The following is a 24,714-nucleotide window of genomic DNA, read 5'->3' on the forward strand; positions in this document are numbered from 1 at the left end:
GTACTCAGGGCATGAACCAGGCATCCCCGGCGGCCGTCACGCTCGACGGCCTCACCCGCACCTACCGCTCGCGCGCCGGCACGGTGCATGCGCTGCGCGGCGTCACCCATGTGTTCCAACGCGGCACGTTCACCGCGATCATGGGACCGTCCGGCTCCGGAAAATCCACCCTGCTGCAGCTCGCCGCGGGCCTCGACCGGCCGACCGGCGGGCGGGTGCTCGTCGGCGACACTCAGCTCGACAAGCTGGACGAGACCGCGCTGACCCGCTTCCGGCGCACGTCGATGGCGTTCGTCTTCCAGTCCTACAACCTTCTCGACGCGCTCACCGCGTTCGAAAACGTCGCGCTTCCCGCCCGCCTGGCCGGACGCCGTGTCGACCCGGCCGCCGTGCAGACCGCCCTGGCTCACGTCGGCCTTGCCGAACACGCCAGGCGCCGGCCATCGGAGCTGTCCGGCGGCCAGCAACAGCGGGTCGCGATCGCCCGGGCGCTGCACGGTCGGCCCGACGTCCTGTTCGCCGATGAACCCACCGGCGCCCTGGACCGCGGCACCGGACGCGACGTGCTGGAACTCCTGCGCTCGCTGGCCGACGGCGGCCAGAGCGTCGTCATGGTGACCCACGATCCACTGGCTGCCTCGTACGCGGACGCGGTGTTGTTCCTCGCCGACGGGCAGATCGTCGGTCACCTCACGCACGCCGACGCCGCTCAGATCGCCGCGACGATGACCGACTTGGAGCGATGATGCTGACTTTGAGCCGGCAGACGGTGCGCAGCTCATGGCGCGGCTACCTGGGCGCCTTCGTCGCGCTGCTGTTCGGCGTCGTCCTGATCGCCGTCACCGTGACGCTCCTCGGGAGCGTCGACGCCACCGGCGGCCGGCCCGGCGTCACCACCGACCAGCGCGCCCAACTCGACGACCTGGCCGCGGTCTTCGGGATGATGTCGGCGATCTCGGCGTTCATGGCGCTGTTCGTGGTCAGCAGCACGTTCGGCTTCGTCGTGGCCGGCCGCCGGCGCGAGCTCGGCCTGCTGCGCCTGGTCGGCGCGACGCCAGGGCAGGTGCGCCGGCTTCTGCTGGGCGAGTCCCTCGTCGTCGCGGCCGCGGCCACCACGGTTGGCGGTCTGCTCGGCACGGCGCTGGCCCCCGCCGTTCTCTGGCTGGTGGAGGCCATCGGGATCACCACGCTCGACCTTCGGGCGCCGCGCCCGTGGATCGCCTGGGCGGTCGCCGTGCCCACCGGTGCCGTGATCGCGCTCCTCGGGGTCTGGCGATCCTCGCGCCGCGCCGCCCGGATCGCCCCGAGCGCCGCCCTGCGGGAGGCCACGATCGAACGAACCCGGCCGAGCATTCTCCAGCTCGCCGTCGCGACGCTGTGCTTCGGCGGCCTGGTGGTGGTGGTCGTCGTCGTCGCCGAGATGCCGCCGCTGTTCGCCCTGATCGCCTCCATCCTGCTGCCCGAGGTGGTCGTGATTGGCCTGATGAGCATCGGCCACGCCGTCATCCCGCGGCTCGCCGCCCTGCTCGCCCGCCCGTTCGTCGCCCGGGACGTCACGGCCCGGATGGCCCGCGACGAGGTGCGTGCCGCCGCCCGCACCACCGCCGCGGTCGCCGCCCCGGTCGTGGCCATCTCCGCCATCGCCGGGTCGCTGCTGCTGTCCCTCAGCTTCCTCGCCGACTGGACGACCGCGCAGGACCGGGCCCGGCTGCGCGCACCGCTCGTCGTCGAGGCGGACAGTCCGGCCGCGGCGGCGGCGGTCGCGTCCGACAAGGCCGTCGCGATCGCCGACGTACGCCGGCAGGGCATGCTCCAGCGTGACGAGGAGGGCCGTCCCGGCGTGCGCGATCAGGTCGAGATCCTCGACCCCGTCACCGCCTCCGCCGCCCGGGGCCTGACCGCCACCCGCGGCACCCTCGACGACTTCCAGGGACGCGTGGTGGCGGTCACCGCCTCGGGGGTCATCGACGCCGGCGTCGGCCTGGGCGGCACTCTCCCGGTCTGGATCGCCGGCGAGTTGGTCCCGTTGCGGGTCGTCGCCGTCATCCCCGACGCACCCGACCTGTACGGCGATCTCGTCATCCCGGCCGGCCTGCTCCCGCCCGCAAGCGAACGTGCCACCGGGACGGTCTTCGTCCTACCGCGCGCCGACGCCGCCGCGGCGCGCGTCTCCCTCCAGCGCACCCTCGCCGGCACCGACAGCCGGATGCTCGACTCCGGCGACTGGATCGACGCCACCACGGCCCAGACCCGCCAGGCCAACAACCTCGGCCTCACCATCCTGCTCGGACCGGCCGGCCTCTACGCCGCCATCGCGATCGTCAACGCCACCCTCATCGGCGGATCCCAGCGGCGCCGGCAACGCGACCTGGTCCGGTTCCTCGGCGCGACCCCCGACCAGGTCCGGCGAGCAGCCATCTGGCAGGCCGCCCTCGTCGGCGGCACCGGCCTGCTGCTGGGCGGTGCCACCACCCTGCTGCTCGGCTGGCTCGTACGCCGCGCCATCACCGCCGACCTGGTCGGCGTCGCCGTGCCCATCACCATCCCATGGCTCCCGCTGCTCGGCATCGGCGTCACCTGCCTGCTGCTCACCGTGGCCGCAGCAGCGGCCGGTATCCGTACGCGCAAGGCTCCACATCTAGTGCTGTGACCACTGACGTTCACCGGGTTGTCGGTGGTGTTGTGGTTCCTCGCCCAGACGTTGTCGGAGCGAGCGACTTCCCACCGTCGTCGGCGGTGAGATTGGTCCACGCTCGGAGTTCCTGGCGGGTGCTGGGCTTGCCACGTCCGGCGCGCTGTTCCCGGCAAGCCGCACATCCCTTCAGATACGACGCCTAGCACTGGCGGGACGTGACGCGCCCGCCGCCCTTCCGCGGTAGCGGCCCCTGGCAGGGAAAACGTGACTCTGTGTCGCTGGGTGCGCGCGTTCTGAAGGCACCCCGGTCAGTCGACCGGGCGGCTGAGAATTCGCGCCGAAACCCGGTAACCAAATCGGCTGGCCAACTCGTCAGGTCAGTGACGGATCGCCACTGCCGGCGGTCGGCCGAGGAGGGACAACGGACATGGGCGACGTGCGTGGGCGTTTCCGGGACGACCTGGCCCAACATCCCGCCCCGCCACTGGGTGACCTGGTCCAGCAGTCGGTGGTGCAGGGCCGACGAATTCGTCGCCAGCGTCGCCTGGCGCAGTTCGGCGCCGGCGGATCGGCGTTGGCGATGCTGCTCGTGATCGGCCTGGCCGCCGGGCCGCTCGGCGTCGGAGCGGATGACGCCGGTCAGCCCGGGGGTCCGAACGTGGGTCTGCCGAGCGGATCGGTCGACACCGCCACGCCGTCCCCGGCTGGGTCCTCCGGTGGTGCTCCGGGCGGGTTCGAGCAGGGCGCCGGACGAGACCCCTTTCGATCAGTGTCGCCGACCCCGTCGACCACGGTGATCGACACGGTGAGGATCGGGGAGGGGCCGGACGGCGAACTGCTGACCACCACACCGCAGGGTGCCCTGGAACTGCTGACCCGGCTGCTGCCCGAGGGGAGGACCAGCGGCTATGCGAGTCTGGAGAGCAGCGGGGCGGGGCCCGGGATGCCGTACGTCCAGCTCTACCTGGACCGAGGCGACGGACCGGGCATGCTGCGGCTCGCCATCTACCGGGACCGCCTCGGCGGCGACCCCGCCCCGGGGACTGTGGAGCTGACCGAAGTACCCGACAACTGCGTGCAGAACCAGATGGTCACCGTGCACCACCGCGCTGGCCTCCAGGTTGATCTCACGATCTCCACCTGTCTGGTCTGGGACGCCAAGGGAACCGTGCCGGCACCGCCCGCCCTCTCCGTGAAGGAGGCGATCGAGATCGCCGCCAACCCGATCTGGGGAACGACACTACCGGCCGAGTACGTCATCAACGGGACCAAGAGGTTCCCGAAGCTGGCCCGGTCGAATGGCTGACGAAGACTTCGTGGAGTTCGCGCAGGCGGCCGCCGGCCGGCTGCGCGACGCCGCGTTCCTGATGTGCCGCGACTGGCATCTCGCGCAGGACCTCACCCAGACGACGCTGGCCAAGGTGTACGCCAACTGGAGGCGGGTCCGCCGGGCCGACGACCCCCACGCGTACGCCCGCAAGATCCTGCTGCGCTGCATGATCGACCAGCAACGGCGTCGCTCCAGCCGCGAGTTGGCGATGTCGGCGCCGCCGGAGCGGGGTGAGGAACACCCTGCCGAGCTGCGCATGACGTTGCTGGATGCGGTCGCCACCCTGCCGTTGCGGGACCGGGCGATCATCGTCCTGCGCTACTGGGACGACCTGAGCGTGGAGGCAACCGCCGAGGTTGTGGGCGTCTCCACCGCCGTCGTGAAGAGCCAGAGCATGCGCTCCCTCAACCGCCTGCGCGAGTTGCTCGGCGAGACCCGTTCCGAGCTGTTCGCCGAGGAACGCCATTGACCGGTCCCGTCTGCGGCCGGGGTGTGGCGGATCCCGATGGTGTCGAACCGTCGGCCGGCAACCGCCGCGTCGGTGCTGCGGCGACGAAGGTGCCGCCACGCGTCGTCGGCTGAAGCGCCACCCGCGGTGGCAAGTATCTGTGTGTGGGAGAGGTTTTCGGTGTCCGTATCGAGCAGCAGGACGAGCCGAGGCCGGATTCGCGGCAGAGGCCGAGGTGCGGTCGCGGTCCTGTCGGCGTTGCTGGTGATGGCCGCAGGGTGCCATCGGGGGGAGTCCGGTGTCGGCCCCGACGAGCTGCACACCGCAAACGCGGAACGGGGCGATCCGAGCCGGCTGCTGGTGGCGGGCGATCTGGGAGCGGACTGGCATGAGGACGACGCGCGAACCGGTCTGCCGCAGTGGCCGTGGGAGCAGGGCAGCTGCCCCAACTACAAGAGCAGCGACTACCCGGCCAAGTCACATCGGCGCGCTGCCGTGCAGCGCTACTACCGGCTGTCTGACGGCTCGTCGCCGGCCCACCACGTCGTGGAGACGTACGAACCTGGATGGGCCGAGCGGAACGTCGAGGACGTCCGTCGGGTCCTCCTGCGGTGCGCGAGCTACCCGGTCCTCGGATCACAGGTCTCGTTCGACGTCGTCGACCCGCACTACCTGAAGGGCACCGGCATGCTCGTTCGAGGTCGCATCGCGCACGCGGACACCCCGAACACCGTCACGTACTTCGTGATGCTCAAGCGAGGCGAGACGGTCTCGACGGTCCGCCTGCCCGATCCGGGCAGCCAGGTCGTGGTGGACGAGATCGCGGCGAGGGCGGTGGCCCGCCTTGACTGAACGCGCAGGGCGGCAGCTGCCGCGCCGCTGGGTCATCTCCGCAGCCACCATGTCACTGGCCGGCGTCGCGACAGCCGCCTTCGGCGCCACGCGCGCCCGCGACGGCGCCGGGGCCGGGGCCGGGGCATCGCACGGTCCATCCCCGGCCAGTCCGATCCCCACCACGCCGGCCATCGACCGGATCGACCAGGCGAGAACGCGCATCAAGGCCTACGTGCAGCGGTACGACGGCCACCTGGCGGTCGCGGCACTGGACCGACAAGGAACGGCCGCGGTGACGGTCGGCGCCAGACGGTTCGAGACCGCCAGCATCGTCAAGGTCAACATCCTCGCGGCCCTTCTGCTGCGCCAGAACCCGCCGGGCAAGGCCCTGGGCTCTGACACCCGGCGGTTGGCCGAGGTCATGATCGTGTCCAGTGACAACGACGCGGCGGTCGCCCTGTGGCAGCGCATCGAGGGCTCGCGTGGCCTCACCGCCGCGAACCGCGTGCTCGGTCTGCGCGAGACCAAGCCCAACACGCACTGGGGACTCACCACGACCACGGCTGCCGACCAGCTCCGTCTGCTGACCGCGCTGACGTCGCCGACGGGACCGCTGACCCCGCAGGACCGTACCTTCGTCATGGGCCTCATGAAGAAGGTGATCCCCGAGCAGCGATGGGGAGTCACCGCCGCGCGGGAGCCGGGCAGTCGTTCCGAGTACGTCAAGAACGGCTGGGACACCGCCGACGTCGACGGGGGCCGCTGGCTGGTCAACAGCATCGGGCGGATCGTCGAGGCTCGTCACGACTGGCTGATCGCCGTGCTCTCCGACCATCACGTGAGCCAGAAGGAGGGCATCCGCGTCGTCGAGAAGGCAGCCACGTACGTGCTCAAGGAGTTGCGCGCCGCCACCGCCGACGACGGTCCTTCACAGGGGTAGGCCGCACATCCGAACTGCCCCACGTCGGCTACCACCTGGACGAGGTCAGTCGGCGTACACGATCAGTGCTTTCCACCGTGCCCACCCGCGGCCGCGCGCCCCCATGCCGTCCTCGGCCTTGCGGGCCGTGCGGTACGCGCCCTGGTCAGCGCGCCGGCCAGGCGGCCATGGCCAGTTCCGCAGTATCGGTGAGCTCCGCCGCCGTGGCGCCATCCCGGGCGCGCTGGGACATGCCGTGCATGACGGCCGTGAAATACGCGGCAAGCTTGCGGGGGTCGGCTGTCGCCGGTATTTCGCCCTCGTGCCGGGCGGTTGTCAGGCGCTTCTCGAAGGTGCCGACGCTGGCGTTGCGCAGGTCGCGCATGTAGGTGGCGACATCGGTGTCGGCCGCGGCCGCGCTGCAGAGCAGATTTCCGGCCGGCGTCTCGGCGTCGGTGTACATCGCCGCCGCGTCGAGCAGGATGCGGCGGAAAGCATCGAAGGCCGTCGGCTCCCTGGCCATGGCGGCCCAGATGAACTCGCCGGCCGGGGAGCGACCGTACGCCTCGATGACCTCGTTGAACAGAGACCTCTTGTCCCCGAACGCCGCATAGAGGCTGCCGGGCCGGATGCCCATCTCCCGGGTCAGGTCGTTGATCGAGGTCCCCTCGTACCCGTTCTCCCAGAACAGGCGGGTGGCGGCCGCCAGTGCCGCCGCCCGGTTGAAGGTCGGCGGCCGGCCTCGCCGTACCTCTGGTGTGCCCATGACCCCATTCTAGAGCGATCGTTCAAAAGTGGGTCGGCGACTTGTTGGTAGATCACTCAAGAACGAGCTACGGTTCCTCTTGAGCGATCATTCAACAAAGGAGCGGTCATGTCAGGAGCACTGGAGAACAAAGTGGCCGTCGTCACCGGCGGCAGTCACGGGATCGGCCGGGCGACCGTCGAGCGGTTCGCCCGTGACGGGGCGACGGTCGCCGTCGGCTACGGCCACGACGAGGTGGCGGCCCGCGACACGGTGGAGCGCATCCGCAAGGACGGCGGACGTGCCTTCGCCGTGCACACCGAGCTGGGCACACCCGGCGACGCGGCTCGCTTCTGGGAAACCTTCGACAAGGCGGGCCGGGAAGTCGTGCCCGACGGGAAGATCGACATCCTCGTCCACAACGCCGGCAGGGGAAGCTTCGCCCGGCTGGCCGACCTCCCCGAGGACGAGTTCGACCAGGTGATGGCCGTGAACGTGAAGGCGCCGTTCTTCATCACGAAGCTCGCGCTGCCGCGACTGCGCGACGGCGGCCGGATCATCAACGTCTCCAGCACCGCGGCCAGAGTCGGAAGCCCGGATCTGCTGGCCTACGGCGTCAGCAAGGCGGCGCTGAACTGGTTCAGCTACGACATGGCGCTGGATTTGGGCCCGCGCGGAATCACCGTCAACTCGGTGTCACCCGGCATCGTCATGACCCGGAACAGCCAATACCTGGTCGACAATCCGGAACTCGCGGCGCAGCAGACGGCACGCGTAGCCCTCGGCCGGCTCGGCGAGACGGACGACGTGGCCAGCATCATCGCCTTCCTCGCCTCCGACGAGGGGCGCTGGGTGACCGGTCAGGTCATCGACGCTTCGGGCGGCACCGCGCTCTGAGAACGGGCCGACCAGGTCGCGTTTCGTCGGTGGCGTCGATGTTGCGGAGAGGTCTCCGGTGCGTGGTTCAGCGACCAAGCTGGAACTTCACACCGGAGACCTCTACCACTGCCCGCACCGCCGGTTTCCGGGCGCCGTGACCTGGTCGCGGCTGCCACCATCGCCACCCGTAGCCCGGGCGGCGGACACCCGGTGAACGTTCCTGAACACCGCACCTAGCGGACGCGAAGCCCGGCGACGAGGAGGTCGACCAGGCGGCGTGCGTCGTAGCGGGGGTCGTTGCCCGCGCCGATGCAGAGATTGCCGACTCCGCGCAGCAGCCCGTAGGCGTCCAGGTCGGGGTGGATTTCGTCGGCGGCGACGGTGGCGTCGAGGAGTTGGCCGCAGACCGGGACGAGCCGGTCGAGGAAGTAGGCGTGCAGGGTCTGGAAGGTGGCGTCGTCGGACTGTAGCGCTGCGGCGAGGCCGTGTTTGGTGACCAGGAAGTCGACGAACAGGTCGATCCACCGCGCCAGGGCGGCGTACGGGGTGTCGCTGTCGGCCAGGAGGGCCGGTCCCGCGTCGGCGCACGCCTCGATCTGGTGCCGGTAGACGGCCACGATGAGGTCGGCCCGGCTGGGGAAGTGGCGGTAGATCGTGCCCACGCCGACGCCCGCCCGGACGGCGATGTCCCGCACGGGGACGTCGACGCCGGAGGTGACGAACGCCGCGGCGGCGGCGTCGAGCAGGGCCCTCTCGTTGCGCCGGGCGTCGGCTCGCTTGCGCGGGGCCGGTTGCGCCGAGCCGTTGTCGATGTCGGCCACGTCGCGTTACCTCCGTCACGTCACTTGGCAACCGGAACACAGTTCCGTATGTTGGTTATCGGAACAGCGTTCCGCTTGCTCACCATACTGACCGGACGGGCTGCCACCAAACCGTGGACCGCCGGACGTGAAGGAGACCAGTCATGCAGTACCGCACCTTGGGCCGCACCGGTGTGCAGGTCAGCACCCTCGTACTCGGCGCGATGAACTTCGGCAGGATCGGTAACACCACCCAGCAGGACGCCACCGCCATCGTCGACGCAGCGCTCGAGGCGGGGATCAATCTCATCGACACCGCCGACGTCTACAGCGGCGGCCAGTCCGAGGAGATGGTCGGCAAGGCCATCGCCGGTCGCCGCGACGACGTCGTCCTGGCCACCAAGGCGACCCTGCCGATGGGCGACGAGCGCAACCAGCGGGGCGGCTCACGCCGCTGGCTGGTCACCGCGCTGGAGAACAGCCTGCGCCGCCTCGGCGTCGACCACGTCGACCTCTACCAGATGCACCGGTGGGATCCGACGACCAGCGACGACGAGACGCTGTCGGCGCTGACGGACCTGCAGCGCGCGGGCAAGATCCGCTACTTCGGCTCCTCGACCTTCCCCGCCTACCGCATCGTGCAGGCGCAGTGGGCCGCCCGCGAGGGACGTCTGAGCCGTTACGTGACCGAGCAGCCGAACTACTCGATCCTGCAGCGTGGCATCGAGGCACACGTGCTGCCCACGACCCAGGAGTACGGCATGGGCGTACTCGCCTGGAGCCCGCTGGCATCGGGGTGGCTGTCCGGCGCGATCCGCGCCGGCCAGGACATCAGCACGAACCGCTCGGGCTTCATGCAGCAGCGCTACGACATCAGCATCCCCGCCAACCGCGCCAAGCTCGACGCCGTCGAGCAACTCGCCACAGTCGCCGACGAGGCCGGCCTCAGCCTCATCCAACTCGCCCTCGGCTTCGTCACCGCGCACCCGGGCGTGACCAGCGCGATCATCGGCCCCCGCACGACGGACCACCTCCGCTCGCAGCTCGCCGCCGCCGACACGGTCCTCCCGGCCGACGTGCTGGACGCCATCGACGCGATCGTGGCCCCCGGTGTCGACCTCGCCGCCCACGAAAAGAACGACACCCCACCCGCTCTGCTCGAGCCGACACTGCGCCGCCGCTGACCACCCGGCACGCCAGTGACCAGGCGGCAGGCGGACGTGCGCCCGAGCGTCCGACTGCCGCCTGACCCGCCAGATCTTCCCGGCTCGGCACCGAAAGGACGCACGGACCCATGCCAAGCAAGCCCTCGCCCAGCTTCGGGCTCATGACCGCCCCGATGCACGTCGGCTACCACGACATCCTGCGGGTATGGCAGGAAGCGGACGCCATCGCCGAGATCGAGCACGCGTGGCTGTTCGACCACCTCATGCCCATCGGCGGCGACCCGGGCGGACCGGCGTACGAAGGCTGGACACTGCTCTCCGCCCTCGCCGCGCAGACCGAGCGGCTGCGACTGGGCGTGATGGTGACCAGCAACCGCTTCCGGCCTCCCGCGATGCTCGCCAAGATCGCCACGGTCGTCGACATCGTCTCCGGCGGGCGCCTCGACTTCGGCATCGGCGTCGGGTCACGGCCTGGTCACCCCCTGGCCCGGCGGGAGTACGCCGCGCACGGCCTGCCCTTCGCCGACACCGTCGACGCCGTGGGCAGCCTCGCCGAGGCGCTCACGGTCATCCGGCGGCTCTGGACGGACAACGAGCCGTTCGACTTCCACGGAACGTACGTCGACCTCACCGGCGCGTTCGCCAGCCCCAAGCCCGTGCAGCGCCCGCACCCGCCGATCGTTGTCGGTGGCCGCTCCGCCGCCACATTGCGGGTGGTCGCCGAGCACGCGGACATCTGGAACATCGCCAGCGGAGACATCGACGACGCCGTCAGCCGCAGCGCCCTGCTGGAACGCTACTGCGCCGAAATCGGCCGCGACCCAGCGTCGATCACCCGCTCGATCAACCTGCCCGTCTCCTACGACCAGCCCGGGCTCACCCAGGACGCCATCGGCAGGGCGATCGGTGCCGGCTTCGGGCACATCGTGCTCACACTGCCGGCGCCCTACCCCGCTGGCGTCGCGCGTTGGGTCGCCGATGAGCTCATCACCCCGTCCACCGCACAGCTGCCCCGGCGGGTCGAGCTGAACTGATCTCCGACCCGGGCGGGCGGGGCGGCGTTCGCGTCGGTGAAACACCCCTACGTAGCGATGGCCAGTAGAACCTGGGTACCAACGCCGGGCCGGAAATGCCGACCGCGGTACCACGATGGGGGCTGTGCCCGGACCTAGCGTGGTGAGCATGATTCAGGTGCGCGAAGTAACCAAGCGATACGGTGCGAAGACGGTCGTCGACCGCCTGTCGTTCACCGCGAAGCCCGGACAGGTCACCGGATTCCTCGGCCCCAACGGCGCCGGCAAGTCGACGACCATGCGGATGATCGTCGGCCTCGACGCGCCGACCTCCGGCGACGTGCTGGTCAACGGCAAGCCGTACGCGTCGTCGCAGGCACCACTGCGCGAGATCGGCGTTCTGCTCGAGGCCAAGGCCGCACACCCCGGCCGGACGGCGGTCAGCCACCTACTGGCCCTGGCCCGTACGCACGGCATCCCGCGTTCGCGCGTGGACGAGGTGCTCGACCTTGCCGGCCTCTCGGCCGTCGCCCACAAGCGGGTCGGTGCGTTCTCCCTCGGCATGGGCCAGCGACTCGGCATCGCCGCCGCCCTGCTCGGTGACCCGGCCGTGGTGATGCTCGACGAGCCGGTCAACGGCCTCGACCCCGAGGGTGTCCTCTGGGTGCGCAACCTGCTCACCGGCCTGGCCGCCGAGGGCCGCACCGTGATGCTGTCCTCACACCTGATGAGCGAGGTCTCGCTGATCGCGGACCACCTGGTCATCATCGGCCGGGGCAGACTGCTCGCCGACACCACCGTGGCCGACTTCGTGACCGCCGAGGGCGTCCGGGTCGTCACTCCCGCCCCCGACGCGCTGCGCACGACGATTGCCGGCCCGGGCATAACCGTCACCTCGACCGGCGCCGAGGAACTGCTCGTCGCCGGCACCTCCGCCCGCAAGATCGGGCTGGCCGCGGCCGCCCGCGGCATCCCACTGTTCGAACTCACCCCGCAGAACGCCTCCCTCGAAGAGGCGTTCATGGACCTGACCCGCGACGCTGTCGAATACGAGGCCTCCCGATGAAGATCACCCCTGGTGGCGTCGCCGCCGCCGAATGGACCAAGTTCTCCTCCCTGCGCTCCACCTGGATCACGACCGGCATCTCCGCCCTCCTCCTCATCGCCTTCGGCATGATCGCCTCGGCGTCCTTCTCGGGCGACAACCTGACCCCGATCGACCTGGCCCTGTCGGGCAGCGCCCTGGCAGCCCTGTCCGTCGGTGTGCTCGGCGCGTTGCTGGGGGCGAGCGAATACACCACCGGCATGATCCGGGCGACTTTGGCCGCGGTGCCGCGCCGGTTGCCGGTGCTGTGGTCAAAGAGCCTCGTGGCCGGGGCAGCCGCCTTCGTGACGATGACCATCGCCGCCTTCGCCGCTTTCGCCCTGGGGTCGGCCGTGCTCAACGACAAGGTCGACAGTCTGGGCCTCGGTGCCGAGGGCGTCGCGCGGGCCCTGTTCGGCGCCGGCCTCTATCTGGGGTTGGTCGCGGTGCTCGGCGTCGCGCTCGGCATGCTCGTCCGGTCCAGCGCCGGCGCCATCGCGATCCTGTCCGGCGCGCTGCTGGTCGTGCCCGGTCTGGCCCCGCTGCTACCGGACTCGATCGCCGATGCCGTCACCCCCTACCTGCCCAGCAACGCGGGCAGCGCCGTGATGGCACTGGCTCCCACGGACGGCACGCTGGGTCCGTGGGCCGGTCTCGCGGTCTTCGCCGGGTACGTGGTCGTGACGCTCGCCGCTACCGCCTATCGGCTCAAGAAGACCGACGCGTAAGGGAGACTCGGGCGATGAGCACGCAGGGATGGCTCGTGGACCGGCAGGCACGGCTGCGGGCGTTCGACCGACGCCACCCGTGGGTCATGGACACCCTGGTAGCCGTTCCGATCGTGCTTTTCAGCATCCCGAACATCATCGAGGAACCCCTCTCGGCGACCATCGCGACCCTGGTGCTGCTGCCACCGCTCTACTGGCGGCGGCGGTACCCGTTCCCGGCGTTCCTGGCCGCCGCGACCATCGAGCTGATCGAGGGACTGCTGGACGTCGGCGTCGGCGCCGGAGTGATCCTGCTCGTGATGCTCTTCGGGGTGGCCTCCCGAGGTGCATGGCGGTCGCTGGCCTGGGCCTCCGGGATCGCCCTCGCGCTGCTGGTCGCCGAGATCTACCTGATCAACCCGGTGACGGAGAACCGCGTCACCACCCTGCTCCTGGCGATCGGCACAGAGGCGGCCGCGGTCGCGTCCGGCGTCGCGGTGCGCACCCGCCGGGCGTACCTCATCGCCCTGGAGGACCGGGCCGCCCGCCTCGAGATCGAGCGGGATCAGCAGGCCCGCCTGGCCGTCGCTGACGAGCGGGCCCGGGTGGCCCGCGAGATGCACGACATCGTCGGCCACCACGTGTCGGTGATCGTCGGCCTCGCCGACGGCAGCGCCGCCCTCGCCAGATCGCGGCAGGAGCAGACCGCCGAACCGCTCCGGCTGATCGGCGAGACCGGCCGCCAGGCGCTCGCGGAGCTGCGCCGGGTGCTCGGCGTGCTGCGCGAGGGTGACCCTGGTCCGCAGCTGAGGCCGCAGCCCGGCATCGACGATCTCGACCGGCTGCTGCCGAGCGTGCGGGCAGCCGGGCTGCCAGTCACCTACTCCACCTCGGGCGAGCTGCACACCCTCGGCAAGGGGCTGCAGCTCGCGGTCTACCGCATCGTCCAGGAAGCGCTCACCAACACCCTCAAACACGGGGGGCGCAGCGCGTCCGCGACAGTCACTCTCGCTGCCTGCCGCGGCGAGGTACGGGTACGCGTTCTCGACAACGGCCGTGCCATCCCGGCCCCTCCAAGCCACGGCCTGCTCGGCATACGCGAACGCGCCGCCATGTACAGCGGGGTAGTGACCGCTGGCCCGGTGGAGAACGGCTGGCTCGTTGACGTAGTCCTCCAGGAGCCCTCATGACCACCGTCCTGATCGTCGACGACCAGCAGTTGCAACGAATGGGCTTCAAGATGCTGCTCGACGGCACCCCCGGCATCACCGTGGTGGGTGAGGCCGCCACCGGCGCCGAGGCCGTGCGAAAAGTCGATCAGACCCGGCCCGACGTGGTGCTGATGGATGTGCGCATGCCCGGCATGGACGGCATCGAGGCCACCCGCCGCATAACCGCGTCCGGTTCCCGCACCCGCGTGCTGATCCTGACCACATTCGATCTGGACGAATACGTATACGCCGGACTGCGAGCCGGAGCGAGCGGCTTTCTCCTCAAGGACGCGCGCCCCGAGGAACTGATCGCCGGTATCCGCGCCGTCGCGAGCGGAGACTCAGTGGTAGCCCCCAGCCTGACCCGCAAGCTGATGGACGCCTACCTGCAGGAACCGGCGCCGGCCACCTCCGAGAATCCCCGCCTGAGCACGCTGAGCGAGCGGGAGCGCGAGGTGCTCGAGGCGATCGGCCAGGGCGCCACCAACACCGAGATCGCCGAACGCTTCACGTTGACCGAGTCGACAGTGAAGAAGCACGTTGGACGGGTCCTGTTCAAGATCGGCGCCCGTGACCGGATCCAGGCGGTGATCTTCGCGTACGACAATGGCCTGGTCCAGCCTCGCTGAGGGGCGGAAGGGCAGGAATGTTCTTGGCAAAAGTCATCCTTGTTACGCTGTCGCCAAAAAATGTCGTAATTTAGCTAATTCGACCACCTGTTGGACCGGCGACTCTCCTGGAACTACTGCACGAGCCCCGCCTGAGGCGGCAGATACTCGAGCTCACTCAAGGCTCGACACCGATCTTCGCAGCCGTCCAGGCGAACGTCCGCCAGACCGCCAGGCCCCTTTCCGGCCGGCGATGCCGGGATCGGTAGCCGCGCTTGGCCGCCGAGAAGGAATGGTCCCCGGCCGTGCGCTCTCGGCAGGCTTCTTCTCGGTGATGAGCGAGCCGTCGCGGGTGGACTGCCCACCCGGTCCCTTGAAGTGGTGGATCCGTCCGGTGGTGCCGACCAACTGGGCCTCCGGCACCGAGGTGCCCGGGAAGGCGCCGGCGGCTTGATCGCCGCGGGATGCCCGGAAACCCGACCTGCCGATGGCCGCCAGCACCCGGATACCGGGTCAGGCACGGGAAGCCCTTCGCATCGTTGCCTCCGATTCTGCGCACGTCGGCACGCACCAGCCCGGACGACGGAGCTGGACACGGCGGTGTTCGAAGCGCAGCCGCGACTTGCGGAAGTTTCAAGATCCGAGTTATCCGCGCATTGACTCTGTGGTGGGAACACGGTGTCGACTGCGAGCCAGCACTTGACCGCCGACCGCCGGGTCAGACCCAGGAAGGAATCGACGTGGCCTGGAGCACCCGTGAGCTCGCGGAACTCGCCGGCACCACGGTGAACACGATTCGGCACTACCACCGGCTCGGACTGCTCGACGAGCCCGAGCGCCGGCCGAACGGATACAAGCAGTACGGGGTGCAGCATCTCGTCGTCCTCCTGCGCATCCGGCGGCTCGTGGAGCTGGGCGTGCCCCTGTCCCGGATCGGCGCGATCACCTCGGGCGGCGCCCCCGCCCCGGAAGTGCTGCGTCAGGTCGACGCGGACCTGGCGGCCGAGGTCGAGCGTCTGCGCCGAGCCCGCTCGGACATCGCGATCATTCTGCGCGACGGGGTGCCAGCCGACGCGCCCGCCGGCTTCGAGTCGGTCGCGGCGCGGCTGACCGTGTCCGACACCTCGCTCATCCACGTCTTCACCCAACTCTATGACGAGGACGTGATGAAGGACCTGCGGCGCATGGCGGACGCCGACACGGATCCCATCAGCCACGACATCGACACCCTGCCACCCGACGCCGACGAGGCGACCCGCCAGAACCTCGCCGAGAAGCTCGCCGGGCTCCTGGCGCAGCATCTGGTCGACTATCCCTGGCTGCGCGACCCCGCCCGGCATCTGTCGAAGAGCCAGCACGTCACGCGCCAGATGTTCATCGACGCCGTCGTCGGTCTCTACAACCCCGCCCAGGTCGATGTGCTGGGCCGGGCCAGCATCCTCGCTCAGGAGCAACTGCGCCGCGACCAGGGGCTGGACCCTCCGGCCTGACCTCGTGCGTAGCATCCCGAATCGAAAGGAAGGCACCATGGCTCAGCTCGGGCCCGCCACCTTGGGCGAAGACCTCCTGTTGCTTCTGTTCCAGCCGAACGCGGGGATGCGGGGCACCGGTGTCATCGCCGGCGAGAACACGCTCGTCTACGTTCTCGGGGGTGCGGTGCTCGCCGATCTCGGCCTCGGCGGACATGTGCGAACCATCCCCGGTTGGGGAGGATCGACCCGGGTGGAGGCCGTCGCGGACCGTCCCCCCGCGGACGACGTTCTGCGATCGGTGTGGGACTACGTTGCCGTGAAGCCTCGCGGTGTGCAGGCCACACTCGCCGCGATCGGGCCGACCCTGCGGAGCCCGATGCTCGACCGGCTCATCATCCGCGGCGACATCCGCGAGTCCATCCCCAAGGCGCTCGGCGTGTTCGACATGAAGGTCCTCGAGGACGGCGGATCCGGCCGGCGTGCCGGTCTGCTCTCCGACGTGCGGGCGGTGCTGGTCGACGGTGTGGAGCCACAACCCCGGGTCGTCGCGCTCGCGGCGTTGCTGTCGGGAAGCCGTACGCTTCCGCAGTTCGATCCCGAGATCCCCTGGACCTCTTCGGTCATCACCCGCGCCCGGAAGCTCGAGCAGGGCAACTGGGGAGCCGAGGCTGCCGCCGAAGCGGTCGCCCGCACCATCACCGCGACCATCGTCAGCAACGTGATCGTCGCTGCGGCTGTTCTTCCGCCGCAGAACCAGTAACGACTGAAGCCGCTCTCCGGCGCCGACCCCGCCCGCTTCCGCCGCGAGCACCGTCAACAACGTGATACTCGCGGCGGCCGTCCCGGCCAAGCGCTGAACGAACTACACCCCTCGCTCCGGACCGATGCGACGCGACCGTTCGCGAAGCCAGACGAACGTGAGCACTGCCAGGTTGACGACGGCCAGGATGATCAGGGCAGGACCGCCGCCTGCGCCCTCCGTGCGGTCGACGACGATGGCGCCGCCTCCGGCCATGAGGGCGTTGATGGTTGTTGCGACCACGTTGTTCGCGACGTGAAATGCCATCGCGGCCTCGAGTCCGCGGCTGACCAAGCCCATCAGGGCGGTGCAGGCCGACAGGAGCAGGTAGTAGCCGTTCAGCCAAGGGTCGCCGGCCGCGTGCGTGAGGGCGAACGCGAGGCTGGAGACCACGAGTCCGGTGATGAACGCCAGCCGTACGGCGCGGAACCACGATGCTGCCGCCGGGAGCATCGCGCCCCGGAACATGATCTCCTCGCCGGCCGACTGGATCGGTGTGGAGACGACTACGACGACCAGCAGCGCCGTGGTGGTGCCGGTGAACCCGAAACCCACCCAGTTCATGGCGTCGGGCGCAAAGGTCGCCCCGACGGCGAGGCCGGCCCCGACGAGCACGACGGAACCGCCGAAATAGAGCGCCAGGCGCCGTTTGTCGAAGTGCCGTGGCGAGCTGAAAATCGTGCGCCACGGCACCTCCCCGAACCGGGAGACGAGCACCACGGCGAGCAGCGCGGTCAGGCCGGTGCTGAGATTGGCCGCCAGCAGCTTGAGCGGGGTGAGCGTCGGCTCGGAAGGGTCGCTCCCCTCGATCGAACTGGCCAGCTGATAGAGCACGATCTGAAGCAGGAGCAACGTCAGGGGTATCGCGGCGATGACGATCACCGACTTCCACCAGGCCATCCGGATGTGAGTACCGAAGGGACGGGTGGTGCTGTCGGGGGGAGCGATGGTTGGCGTCGAGTTCACGAAGGGTCGGTCCTCTGCATTGCTTATCTCTGGCGGACGTGACGGAAACTGGCACGCACCTCCGCGGCCAGCAGCTCGGGTTGCTCCCAGGCGGCGAAGTGTCCGCCCCTGGGCAGCTCGTTGTAGTGCACGAGGTTCGGGTAACGCTGCTCCACCCAGCGGCGGCTGGCGAGATAGATGTCGCGGGGAAAGAGGCTGACGCCGACCGGCACTTCGACCTTCGGGTCGCGGTAGGTGCGGAAGCTCTCCCAGTAGATGCGAGCCGAGGAGGCGGCGGTGCCGGTCAGCCAGTACAACGTGATGTTGTCCAGCATCTCGTCGCGACTGAGCAGGTTCTCCGGATCGCCGTCGTAGTCGGTCCACTGCTCGTACTTCTCGTAGAGCCAGGCCGCCTGCCCCACCGGCGAGTCGGTGAGCGCGTACCCGATCGTCTGAGGGCTCTGGATCTGCTCGTGCTGGTAGCCCGACTCGTTGGCCTGGAAGTCGCGCCAGCGTTGCAGCGCGCGCTCCTCCTGCTCGTCGGTGACTTCCTCGGTGCCGTACGTGGGGAACATGTTGGAGTGGATGGCTCGCACGGTGGGCTCGCCGATGGCGCCCAGCGCGGTCGTGACCGCGTGCCCCCAGTCACCGCCCTGCGCGCCGAAGCTGTCGTAGCCCAGCCGCCGCATCAGCTCGACCCAAGCCTCCGCGACTCGATCGGGGCCCCACCCGGTCTCGGTCGGCTTGCCGGACAGTCCGAAGCCGGGCATCGTGGGCAGGACGACGTGGAACGCGTCCCGGGGGTCGCCGCCGTGGGCCCGCGGGTCGGCCAGCATCGGCGCCACCTTCAGGAACTCGATGACCGAACCGGGCCAGCCGTGGGTCATCACGAGCGGCATCGCCTCCGGTTCGGGCGACCGCAGGTGCAGGAAGTGGATGTCGAGTCCGTCAATGCGCGTCGTCGACGGACTGAGCGCGTTCAGCCGGGCCTCGCAGGCCCGCCAGTCGTAGCCGTCCCGCCAGTAGTCGCACAGCGCTCGAAGCCTGCGCAGCGGCACGCCCTGGCTCCAGTCCTCCACCGGTTCGGGATCGGGCCATCGCGTACGCAGAAGCCGCTGGCGCAGATCGTCGAGCGCGGCCTCGGGGAAGGCAAAGGGGGATGGCCGTACGGCTTCGCTCTCGGCCTCGGCCAGGTACGCCGCGAGATCGTCGTAGCCGTAGAGGACCGCAAGCTGCCGGGGTGTGTGACCGGTGTGCGAGGTGAGGTCGAGGCGGGCGCCCGCCTCGACCAGGGCCTGTGCTGCCTCCCGGTGCCCGTGCCACACCGCGTCGTGCAAGGCGGTGAAGCCGTTGTAGGCGCCCTGCGCGTCGATCTCGAGCGTCGCCGTACCGCTGGGGCCTCGCGTCGTCAGAGCCCGGACGACCTCGGCGTGCCCGGCGAAGGCGGCCTCATGGCCCGGCGTCGCGCCCATCAGCCCGTTGAGCCGGCGCGGATCCGCACCGGCCTCACGCAGCACGCGGACGATGCCGATGTGCCCGTCGCGAGCGGCGATCCCGAGCGGCGTGTAGTCGTCATCGTGATCGCCGACGGCCGGCATTCGTTCGTCGAGGTCCGCACCGGCCCCGATGAGCCGTTGCACTGCGGTGAGGTCGCCGGCCTTGACCGCCGCCGTCACCTGCAGCGACCGGATCCGGTCGGCGTCAGCCGCGGTCCGCGCGTGCAGGAGAGCGGCGATTGCCTCCGAGCCGTCGCGCACCGCCAGGTCGAGCGCCGTCTCTTGCCAGTGGTTCCGCACCGAGGTATGGGCTCCGCGGGCCAGTAGCAGCCGGACCGCCGCCTCGTGCTTGTACTGCACCGCGTCCATCAGCGGCGTGTGACCGAGCCGGGGCGACTGCTGGTCGACGAAGGCGCCATGGTCGAGGAGCAGGCCGATGACGCCGTCGGCACCGGCCTGCGCCGCCTTGTGCAACGCCGTGGCGCCCATGCGCGGCTCGACCGTCAATACGTCCGCGCCGGCCTCCAGCAACAGCTCCACCAGGCGTTGCCGACCGAGACCGGAGGCGACCATCAGGGGTGTGAGGCCTTCGGCGCCGCGGCGGTGCGGGTCTGCGCCCGACTCGAGCAATTCCGCCACCGCCGCCGCGTCGTCGGAACGGATCGCAGCTTCCAGTGTCATGCCGGCTCCTTTCATGAATGTATTCCCGTATGCGACACCCTGTTCCAGGAACCGGGTCAAGCGGTCGGTCCGCCGCGCCCGTCCGGCGCTATCGCCTTGACTGTTTTCGTGGAACACGGTTTGCGCTGGGAGCAGTCTCCAGCCCGACCGAGGATGATCACCTGAGCGTGGATTTTCTGTACCCGGACGGATTGCCAGAGGACGGTCTGCCCAGGTCGTCGTGAATCGGCGTGGCGGTTCACGGGTGGACCCCGGGGGTGTTCAGTCGGTGCTCGTCGCCGTGGCCGCAGCCTTCTTCAGGGACTCGTGCGTCGGGGCGTCCGGCACGTGCGCCGGTTTGCGGGCGGCGAATGGCCCGGTCGGGGTCGCCGTGGCCATAGTGGGCGAAACGCTCGCGGTAGAGCCCGACCATGCGCTGGGTATGCGAGGTGGGCCAGAGGGTGTTGTTGGCGACGGAACTTACCCGACCAGTCGACGGTGTCCTCCCGCCACAGCCGGCGTAACAGCGCGTAGTTCTCGATGGCCAGAGGGATGCCGGCCCGGATGTCCCTACCGAACCACGGGTAGACCGGACCGGTGTTGCCGCGGCCCATCATCAGGTCGACCCGCCCGTCCGACAGATGCTGCAGCATCGCGTAGTCCTCGGCGATCTTCACCGGGTCGTTTGTGGTGATCAGCGTCGTGGCCGTGCTCAACAGCAGCTTCTCGGTACGGGCGGCGATCCAGCCGAGCATGGTGGTCGGCGAGGACGGCACGAAGGGCACGTTGTGGTGCTCGCCGGTGGTGGACACGTCGAGGCCCACCGTGTGCTGGCCACACAGTCAACGTCATCGCGGAGCCCTGCCCGAGGACCCGCGAGAGTGACGGGGAACGCTCAGGCCGGCCGGCAATCAGCTGTTAACCTCGGGCTTTCTTGAGTACCACCCGGTACTTGTCGCCTGCGGCCGAGGTCCGCACCCGAGGGGCCGGGAAGGGGATCGACGTGGCCTGGAGCACGAGCGAACTCGCGACACTCGCGGGCACCACGGTGAACACGATCCGGCATTACCATCGTCTGGGCCTGCTCGAGGAGCCCGATCGCCGCCACAACGGTTACAAACAGTACGAAATATCGCATCTCGTACGCTTGCTGCACATCCGCCGGCTGGTCGAGCTGGGCGTGCCGCTGTCCCGGATCAACGAGCCGAGCGCGGGCTCCCCCGAGACGCTCCAGCAGATCGACGTCGACCACGCGGCCGCCATCGAACGGCTGGAAAAGGCCCGGCAGAGCATCGCGGCCATCCTGAGCGAGAACGCGCCGCCTGACACGCCACCGGGCTTCGAGCCCGTCGCTGCCCGCCTGTCCGAGGCCGATCGCTCACTTATCCACATGTACACGCAGTTCTTCGACGACCAGGCCCTGGCCGACGTGCGGCACGCGGTGGAGAACAACAGCGACGACGACGACGTCAGCGCCGACTTCGACGCGCTGCCCGCGGACGCCGACGAGGCGACGCGGCAGCACCTCGCCGAGAAGTATGCGCCGTCCCTGGTCCGTACCCTTCGTGACTATCCGTGGATGGACAACGACGCGATGGCGCACGTGTCGTCGGGGGGAGCCGTGACGCGGCAGACGTTCGTCGACGCGTTGCGGGAACTCCACAACGAGGCCCAGTTCGACGTCATCCACCGCGCCAAAGAGCTGGCCCGCCAGCAGTTGCGGACGGAAGCCCGATCCGCCGTCAGTCCGCCACCGCGTCCAGCCATCGGTTGTACCGCAGGCGCAGAGCACGCTCGGTGCTACCCACCGTCGCGCTGACCGCAAGCGCGATGTTGAGCCAGGCCGACGCGTCGATCGGCGACTCGAGAACACCGAACCGCTCGGCCAGCGGCGGGAACCGGGAGATCGACTCGACGGTCTGCGGAAGGCCGAGGACCAGCGACACGACGATCAGGACGAGGGAGATCACGCCGATCCAGCGGCTGAGCAACGGACGCTCACGGTCGAGCCGGGCGCGGCGCCCCTCGGCCGAGCGCGGATCCGGCACGAGCTGCTGCTCGGTCCCGTCGGCGGCGACGAAGTGGCACCGCCGGAGGCCGAAGGCCGACGTCCTCACCTCGATCGCGCCGCCCTCGATCGGGAAGACCACAGGGAGCCTCGCCCGCTCGAAGCGCCGGCCGTCGCGGTACAGGTGGGCTTCGGTGTCGAGGTTGTCGTTGCTCTTCATGTGGTTCACGTCGACCGCGTATTCCACCGGCCGGCCCGCGCCGGCGTCCGCGGGAAGGTAGAACAGGGACCGGGACAGCGACTGCCACCAACGGAATCTCTTCAGCGCGCGCCCGTCCCCGGCCTTGATGCGCTGGATGGCTCGGCGCCGCCGCCAATCGTCGAACACCCGGTCATTCAAGACCGTGTCCTCGGGACACAGTCAATCGGAGGGGACGGACCTTGATCGCCATGAACCTCGAAGAACGCCGCCTCTGAAGACCCGCCCGCGTACCGACCGGTGGTGCTTGACCGTGTTCCGACCACACGGTGTTGGCTGACACGATGAACGACGACGTCGACGTACGCGGAAGGGGCCTGCGGGTGGTGCCGGCGTGCCCGTTCTTCGCGAGGTTCATCAAGATCCACCCGGAGTATCAGGATCTGACCCGTCGCGGCCAGAGCTCCCGCACTGTTCTGGGCGAGCACGATGAGTGAGCCGGATCTGAAGTCGTACCCGGGATCCGACATCACGGTCACGTTCGACCGCGACCGGTGCCTGCACTTCGCCGAGTGCGTGCGAGGGCTCCCGGAGGTGTTCGATGTCGCCGCACGGCCCTGGATCGCCCCGGACAACGCCGGCGCCGCCGCGCTGGTCGCCGTCGTGGAACGCTGCCCCAGCGGCGCACTGCAATACACCCGGCACGACGGGGGCGTCGAGGAGACACCGCCCGACCCCACCGTCGTGACCGCGAACGAGCGTGGGCAGATCCTGCTGCACGGCAACCTGACGCTGACCGGCGCCGGTCCGCGACCTCACCCGAAACACCGGATGACGCTGTGCGGTTGCGGCCGATCATTGGAGCGACCGTTCTGCGACAACGCGTGCCGCAGCACCTGACGGCCGTCGAGCGCGCGGAGCTCCTGGCCAGCCCGGCAGCTGACGGCGGCGGGCAAGGCTCGGCGGCCGGCGTCGCGTCCCCTGAACCCCGTCCAGGGGACGCGACGGTCACGCCTCCACTGACGAGCGGTCCCAGGCGGCCAGGTCGGCGGCGGCACCGTAGGTTGCGCGGAGGAACTCGAGGAGTGTCGCGTCGGGATCGGCCGATTCGGCCACCTCCTCGTACGGAAGCACACACTCCTGCAGGGTCTTGTCGTAGTACGCCTCCGTACGCTCTCGGTAGCCCGGCGGTTCCGGATACGCGTACGCATAGAAGGCGCCCTCCTCACCACCGCCCGGCCAGAAACCGAAGCTGGCGAGTTCGTGCGAGTAGCCCTCGTGCATGACCGACGGCGGACAGTTGGGCACGCCGCCGGGGTGTTGCGGGGCGACCCGACCGGAGAAGCGGGTGTAGGCCAGATCCATCGCACCCCAGAAGAAGTGCACCGGGCTGGCCTTGCCCACAAACTCGGAACGGAAGCGGCTCATCACCCGCTCGGCCTGTAGCAGCTGCCGCCAGAAGAGACGCGCGGCTTCCCCGTCGTACGAGCAGTTCCGGTCGTTCTCGGCGAAGGGGATCGCCAGCTCGACCTCGTTGGGCACGGGGTGGATGCCGGGCTTCAGGCCGAGCGCGCCCAACGCCTCGAGCGTCTCGCGGTAGAACGTCGAGACGGGCTTCGGCTCGAGAACCACATCGCGCGAGCCGCCGTCGCTGGTGCGCACCCGCAGCCGCTCGTCGACGAAGTCGAACTCGATGTCGAAGACGCCCCTGTCGTACGGCACGGCCGACGTGGTCAGGCCGCGGGCTGTGGGATAGAGCGTGACGTGCCACCAGTGGTTGACCGACGGCATGTACGCCATCCGGATCTTGCCGACGATCTGGGTCCACATGTGCAGGGTGTCGCGGGTCTCGGTCCAGTCGGCCACGCGCAGCCGGGGCCACCACAAGTTGTTGATCGTTGTCTCCACGGTTCAGCCGATCGATCGGGTGGCATCGAGGATGATCTCGGCGACCGCAACCGGCTCCGACGCGGGAATCGCGTGCGACGCGCCGGCGAGTTCGACGGCGGCGCGAGCGCCGGCCCGCTTGGCCATGAAGCGGTGAGCCTCGAGCGGGATGTTGTGGTCCAGCTCCGGGTAGACGAACCAGGACGGCACACTCGTCCATGCCGGGTCGCCGGATCCCTCGTTGAGAGCGGTGGTGTTCAGCGGACGTTGAGTGGCCGCGTCGATGGCGGACCGCTCGGCCGGGACGTCGGCGCTGAACTGCTGATGGAACTTATCCTGCTGGATGTAGAGATCGACCGTTCCGTCGGCCAGGGGAACCTCCCGCAAAGTCCCGCCCAGGGTGCCGCCGGGGAACTTGCCGGACAACGCGCCGATGCTCTCGCCGGCTTCGGGGGCGAAGGCGGCGACGAAAACGAGCGCCTTGACATTGTCGTGTCCGACGGCGGCGTTGGAGATGACCGCCCCGCCGTACGAGTGGCCGACGAGCACGACCGGCCCGTCGATCGTGCTCAGGATGCTGGAGACGACGGCGGCGTCCCCGGACAGGCTGCGCAACGGATTGGGCGCGGCGATGACCGGGTAGCCGTCGTCGAGTAGGCGCTGGATGACGCCGCCCCAGTTGGCGGCCTCGGCGAACGCGCCGTGCACCAGGACGATTGTGGGTTTCACTTCAGTTCCTCTCATCGGGCCGGCCGGACAGGTCGCGGCTCCGGCCCAGCAGAAACCATGTTCTCCGAACAGGGTCAAGGCCTTGACTGTGTTCCCGCGACATGGTGTCGCATGACACCGAATGCCGACGGACGACGCAG

25 protein-coding genes and 1 pseudogene are annotated in these 24,714 nt (G+C 69.6%); 18 read left to right on the forward strand and 8 right to left on the reverse strand.

Annotation, left to right across the window (positions count from 1 at the left end; genetic code table 11):
• Positions 1-11: 11 nt before the first annotated feature.
• The 6 genes from AB0A90_RS02395 to AB0A90_RS02420 all read left to right on the forward strand — a co-directional run bounded on the left by AB0A90_RS02395 (position 12) and on the right by AB0A90_RS02420 (position 6,187).
• A complete protein-coding gene (locus tag AB0A90_RS02395) occupies positions 12-746 on the forward strand; it encodes an ABC transporter ATP-binding protein (RefSeq protein ID WP_357240331.1) in 735 nt (244 codons plus the stop codon).
• Positions 746-2,650 carry an FtsX-like permease family protein gene (locus AB0A90_RS02400; protein ID WP_357240334.1) on the forward strand — a complete coding sequence of 635 codons (1,905 nt, stop codon included), beginning with the start codon at positions 746-748 and terminating at the stop codon, positions 2,648-2,650. Before AB0A90_RS02395 ends, AB0A90_RS02400 begins: the two co-directional genes overlap by 1 nt.
• A gap of 412 nt (positions 2,651-3,062) precedes the next feature.
• The gene (locus AB0A90_RS02405) at positions 3,063-3,941 is read left to right on the forward strand and encodes a hypothetical protein (protein WP_357240336.1); all 879 of its coding nucleotides are present in this window, start codon (positions 3,063-3,065) and stop codon (positions 3,939-3,941) included.
• Positions 3,934-4,434: a SigE family RNA polymerase sigma factor gene (locus tag AB0A90_RS02410; protein WP_357240339.1), complete on the forward strand. Its 501-nt coding sequence runs from the start codon at positions 3,934-3,936 to the stop codon at positions 4,432-4,434. The genes AB0A90_RS02405 and AB0A90_RS02410 overlap by 8 nt, the downstream gene beginning before the upstream one ends.
• Before the next feature lie 246 nt (positions 4,435-4,680).
• Positions 4,681-5,265: a hypothetical protein gene (locus tag AB0A90_RS02415; protein ID WP_357240342.1), complete on the forward strand. Its 585-nt coding sequence runs from the start codon at positions 4,681-4,683 to the stop codon at positions 5,263-5,265.
• The gene (locus AB0A90_RS02420; RefSeq protein WP_357240345.1) at positions 5,258-6,187 is read left to right on the forward strand and encodes a serine hydrolase; all 930 of its coding nucleotides are present in this window, start codon (positions 5,258-5,260) and stop codon (positions 6,185-6,187) included. The genes AB0A90_RS02415 and AB0A90_RS02420 overlap by 8 nt, the downstream gene beginning before the upstream one ends.
• 145 nt (positions 6,188-6,332) lie before the next feature.
• Here AB0A90_RS02420 and AB0A90_RS02425 read toward each other — a convergent pair whose 3' ends face one another.
• Entirely contained in the window at positions 6,333-6,932 is a 600-nt protein-coding gene (locus tag AB0A90_RS02425; protein WP_357240349.1) for a TetR/AcrR family transcriptional regulator, read from the reverse strand.
• A 108-nt stretch (positions 6,933-7,040) separates the two neighbouring features.
• On the opposite strand from AB0A90_RS02425, the gene AB0A90_RS02430 reads away from it, so the two are divergent.
• A complete protein-coding gene (locus AB0A90_RS02430; protein ID WP_357240352.1) occupies positions 7,041-7,808 on the forward strand; it encodes an SDR family oxidoreductase in 768 nt (255 codons plus the stop codon).
• A gap of 215 nt (positions 7,809-8,023) precedes the next feature.
• Here AB0A90_RS02430 and AB0A90_RS02435 read toward each other — a convergent pair whose 3' ends face one another.
• Complete coding sequence (locus AB0A90_RS02435; RefSeq protein WP_357240676.1) at positions 8,024-8,602, reverse strand: TetR/AcrR family transcriptional regulator; 579 nt, start codon at positions 8,600-8,602, stop codon at positions 8,024-8,026.
• Positions 8,603-8,754: 152 nt separating this feature from the next.
• On the opposite strand from AB0A90_RS02435, the gene AB0A90_RS02440 reads away from it, so the two are divergent.
• From AB0A90_RS02440 to AB0A90_RS02475, 8 genes are all read left to right on the forward strand, one after another.
• Positions 8,755-9,774, forward strand: a complete 1,020-nt coding sequence (locus AB0A90_RS02440) for an aldo/keto reductase (RefSeq protein WP_357240354.1) — start codon at positions 8,755-8,757, stop codon at positions 9,772-9,774.
• Between the two features lie 110 nt (positions 9,775-9,884).
• On the forward strand, positions 9,885-10,790 hold the full coding sequence (locus AB0A90_RS02445; protein WP_357240357.1) for an LLM class flavin-dependent oxidoreductase: 906 nt from the start codon (positions 9,885-9,887) through the stop codon (positions 10,788-10,790).
• Positions 10,791-10,938: 148 nt separating this feature from the next.
• Positions 10,939-11,835, forward strand: a complete 897-nt coding sequence (locus AB0A90_RS02450) for an ABC transporter ATP-binding protein (protein WP_357240360.1) — start codon at positions 10,939-10,941, stop codon at positions 11,833-11,835.
• Positions 11,832-12,581: an ABC transporter permease gene (locus tag AB0A90_RS02455; protein WP_357240362.1), complete on the forward strand. Its 750-nt coding sequence runs from the start codon at positions 11,832-11,834 to the stop codon at positions 12,579-12,581. Before AB0A90_RS02450 ends, AB0A90_RS02455 begins: the two co-directional genes overlap by 4 nt.
• Positions 12,582-12,595: 14 nt before the next feature.
• Entirely contained in the window at positions 12,596-13,750 is a 1,155-nt protein-coding gene (locus AB0A90_RS02460) for a histidine kinase (RefSeq protein WP_357240365.1), read from the forward strand.
• Positions 13,747-14,400: a response regulator transcription factor gene (locus AB0A90_RS02465; protein WP_357240368.1), complete on the forward strand. Its 654-nt coding sequence runs from the start codon at positions 13,747-13,749 to the stop codon at positions 14,398-14,400. Before AB0A90_RS02460 ends, AB0A90_RS02465 begins: the two co-directional genes overlap by 4 nt.
• 719 nt (positions 14,401-15,119) lie before the next feature.
• Positions 15,120-15,869 carry a MerR family transcriptional regulator gene (locus tag AB0A90_RS02470; RefSeq protein WP_357240371.1) on the forward strand — a complete coding sequence of 250 codons (750 nt, stop codon included), beginning with the start codon at positions 15,120-15,122 and terminating at the stop codon, positions 15,867-15,869.
• A 4-nt stretch (positions 15,870-15,873) separates the two neighbouring features.
• Positions 15,874-16,611, forward strand: coding sequence for a GPP34 family phosphoprotein (locus AB0A90_RS02475; protein WP_357240374.1), 738 nt, complete (start codon positions 15,874-15,876; stop codon positions 16,609-16,611).
• A gap of 102 nt (positions 16,612-16,713) precedes the next feature.
• On the opposite strand, the gene AB0A90_RS02480 is transcribed toward AB0A90_RS02475, so the two are convergent.
• The 3 genes and pseudogenes from AB0A90_RS02480 to AB0A90_RS02490 form a co-directional block, all read right to left on the reverse strand.
• Positions 16,714-17,532 (reverse strand): type II CAAX endopeptidase family protein, encoded by an 819-nt coding sequence (locus AB0A90_RS02480; protein ID WP_357240376.1) that lies wholly within the window; start codon positions 17,530-17,532, stop codon positions 16,714-16,716.
• A gap of 107 nt (positions 17,533-17,639) precedes the next feature.
• Positions 17,640-19,832: an alpha/beta fold hydrolase gene (locus AB0A90_RS02485; RefSeq protein ID WP_357240379.1), complete on the reverse strand. Its 2,193-nt coding sequence runs from the start codon at positions 19,830-19,832 to the stop codon at positions 17,640-17,642.
• A gap of 289 nt (positions 19,833-20,121) precedes the next feature.
• A pseudogene (locus AB0A90_RS02490) lies at positions 20,122-20,575 on the reverse strand (LLM class flavin-dependent oxidoreductase); the annotation flags it as partial.
• Positions 20,576-20,754: 179 nt separating this feature from the next.
• Here AB0A90_RS02490 and AB0A90_RS02495 point away from each other — a divergent pair.
• The gene (locus AB0A90_RS02495) at positions 20,755-21,570 is read left to right on the forward strand and encodes a MerR family transcriptional regulator (RefSeq protein ID WP_357240382.1); all 816 of its coding nucleotides are present in this window, start codon (positions 20,755-20,757) and stop codon (positions 21,568-21,570) included.
• Here the strand turns inward: AB0A90_RS02495 and AB0A90_RS02500 are convergent.
• The gene (locus AB0A90_RS02500; protein WP_357240384.1) at positions 21,494-22,159 is read right to left on the reverse strand and encodes a hypothetical protein; all 666 of its coding nucleotides are present in this window, start codon (positions 22,157-22,159) and stop codon (positions 21,494-21,496) included. The genes AB0A90_RS02495 and AB0A90_RS02500 overlap by 77 nt on opposite strands.
• 143 nt (positions 22,160-22,302) lie before the next feature.
• On the opposite strand from AB0A90_RS02500, the gene AB0A90_RS02505 reads away from it, so the two are divergent.
• Complete coding sequence (locus tag AB0A90_RS02505; protein WP_357240387.1) at positions 22,303-22,455, forward strand: N-acetyltransferase; 153 nt, start codon at positions 22,303-22,305, stop codon at positions 22,453-22,455.
• Positions 22,448-22,858, forward strand: coding sequence for a (4Fe-4S)-binding protein (locus tag AB0A90_RS02510; RefSeq protein WP_357240390.1), 411 nt, complete (start codon positions 22,448-22,450; stop codon positions 22,856-22,858). The genes AB0A90_RS02505 and AB0A90_RS02510 overlap by 8 nt, the downstream gene beginning before the upstream one ends.
• A gap of 108 nt (positions 22,859-22,966) precedes the next feature.
• Here AB0A90_RS02510 and AB0A90_RS02515 read toward each other — a convergent pair whose 3' ends face one another.
• A complete protein-coding gene (locus AB0A90_RS02515) occupies positions 22,967-23,866 on the reverse strand; it encodes a DUF5996 family protein (RefSeq protein WP_357240393.1) in 900 nt (299 codons plus the stop codon).
• Positions 23,867-23,869: 3 nt separating this feature from the next.
• The gene (locus AB0A90_RS02520) at positions 23,870-24,574 is read right to left on the reverse strand and encodes an alpha/beta hydrolase (RefSeq protein ID WP_357240396.1); all 705 of its coding nucleotides are present in this window, start codon (positions 24,572-24,574) and stop codon (positions 23,870-23,872) included.
• Between the last annotated feature and the right edge of the window lie 140 nt (positions 24,575-24,714).

The sequence above is a fragment of the Micromonospora sp. NPDC049204 genome, assembly GCF_040647935.1.
In the GTDB taxonomy this organism is placed as follows: Bacteria; Actinomycetota; Actinomycetes; order Mycobacteriales; family Micromonosporaceae; genus Micromonospora.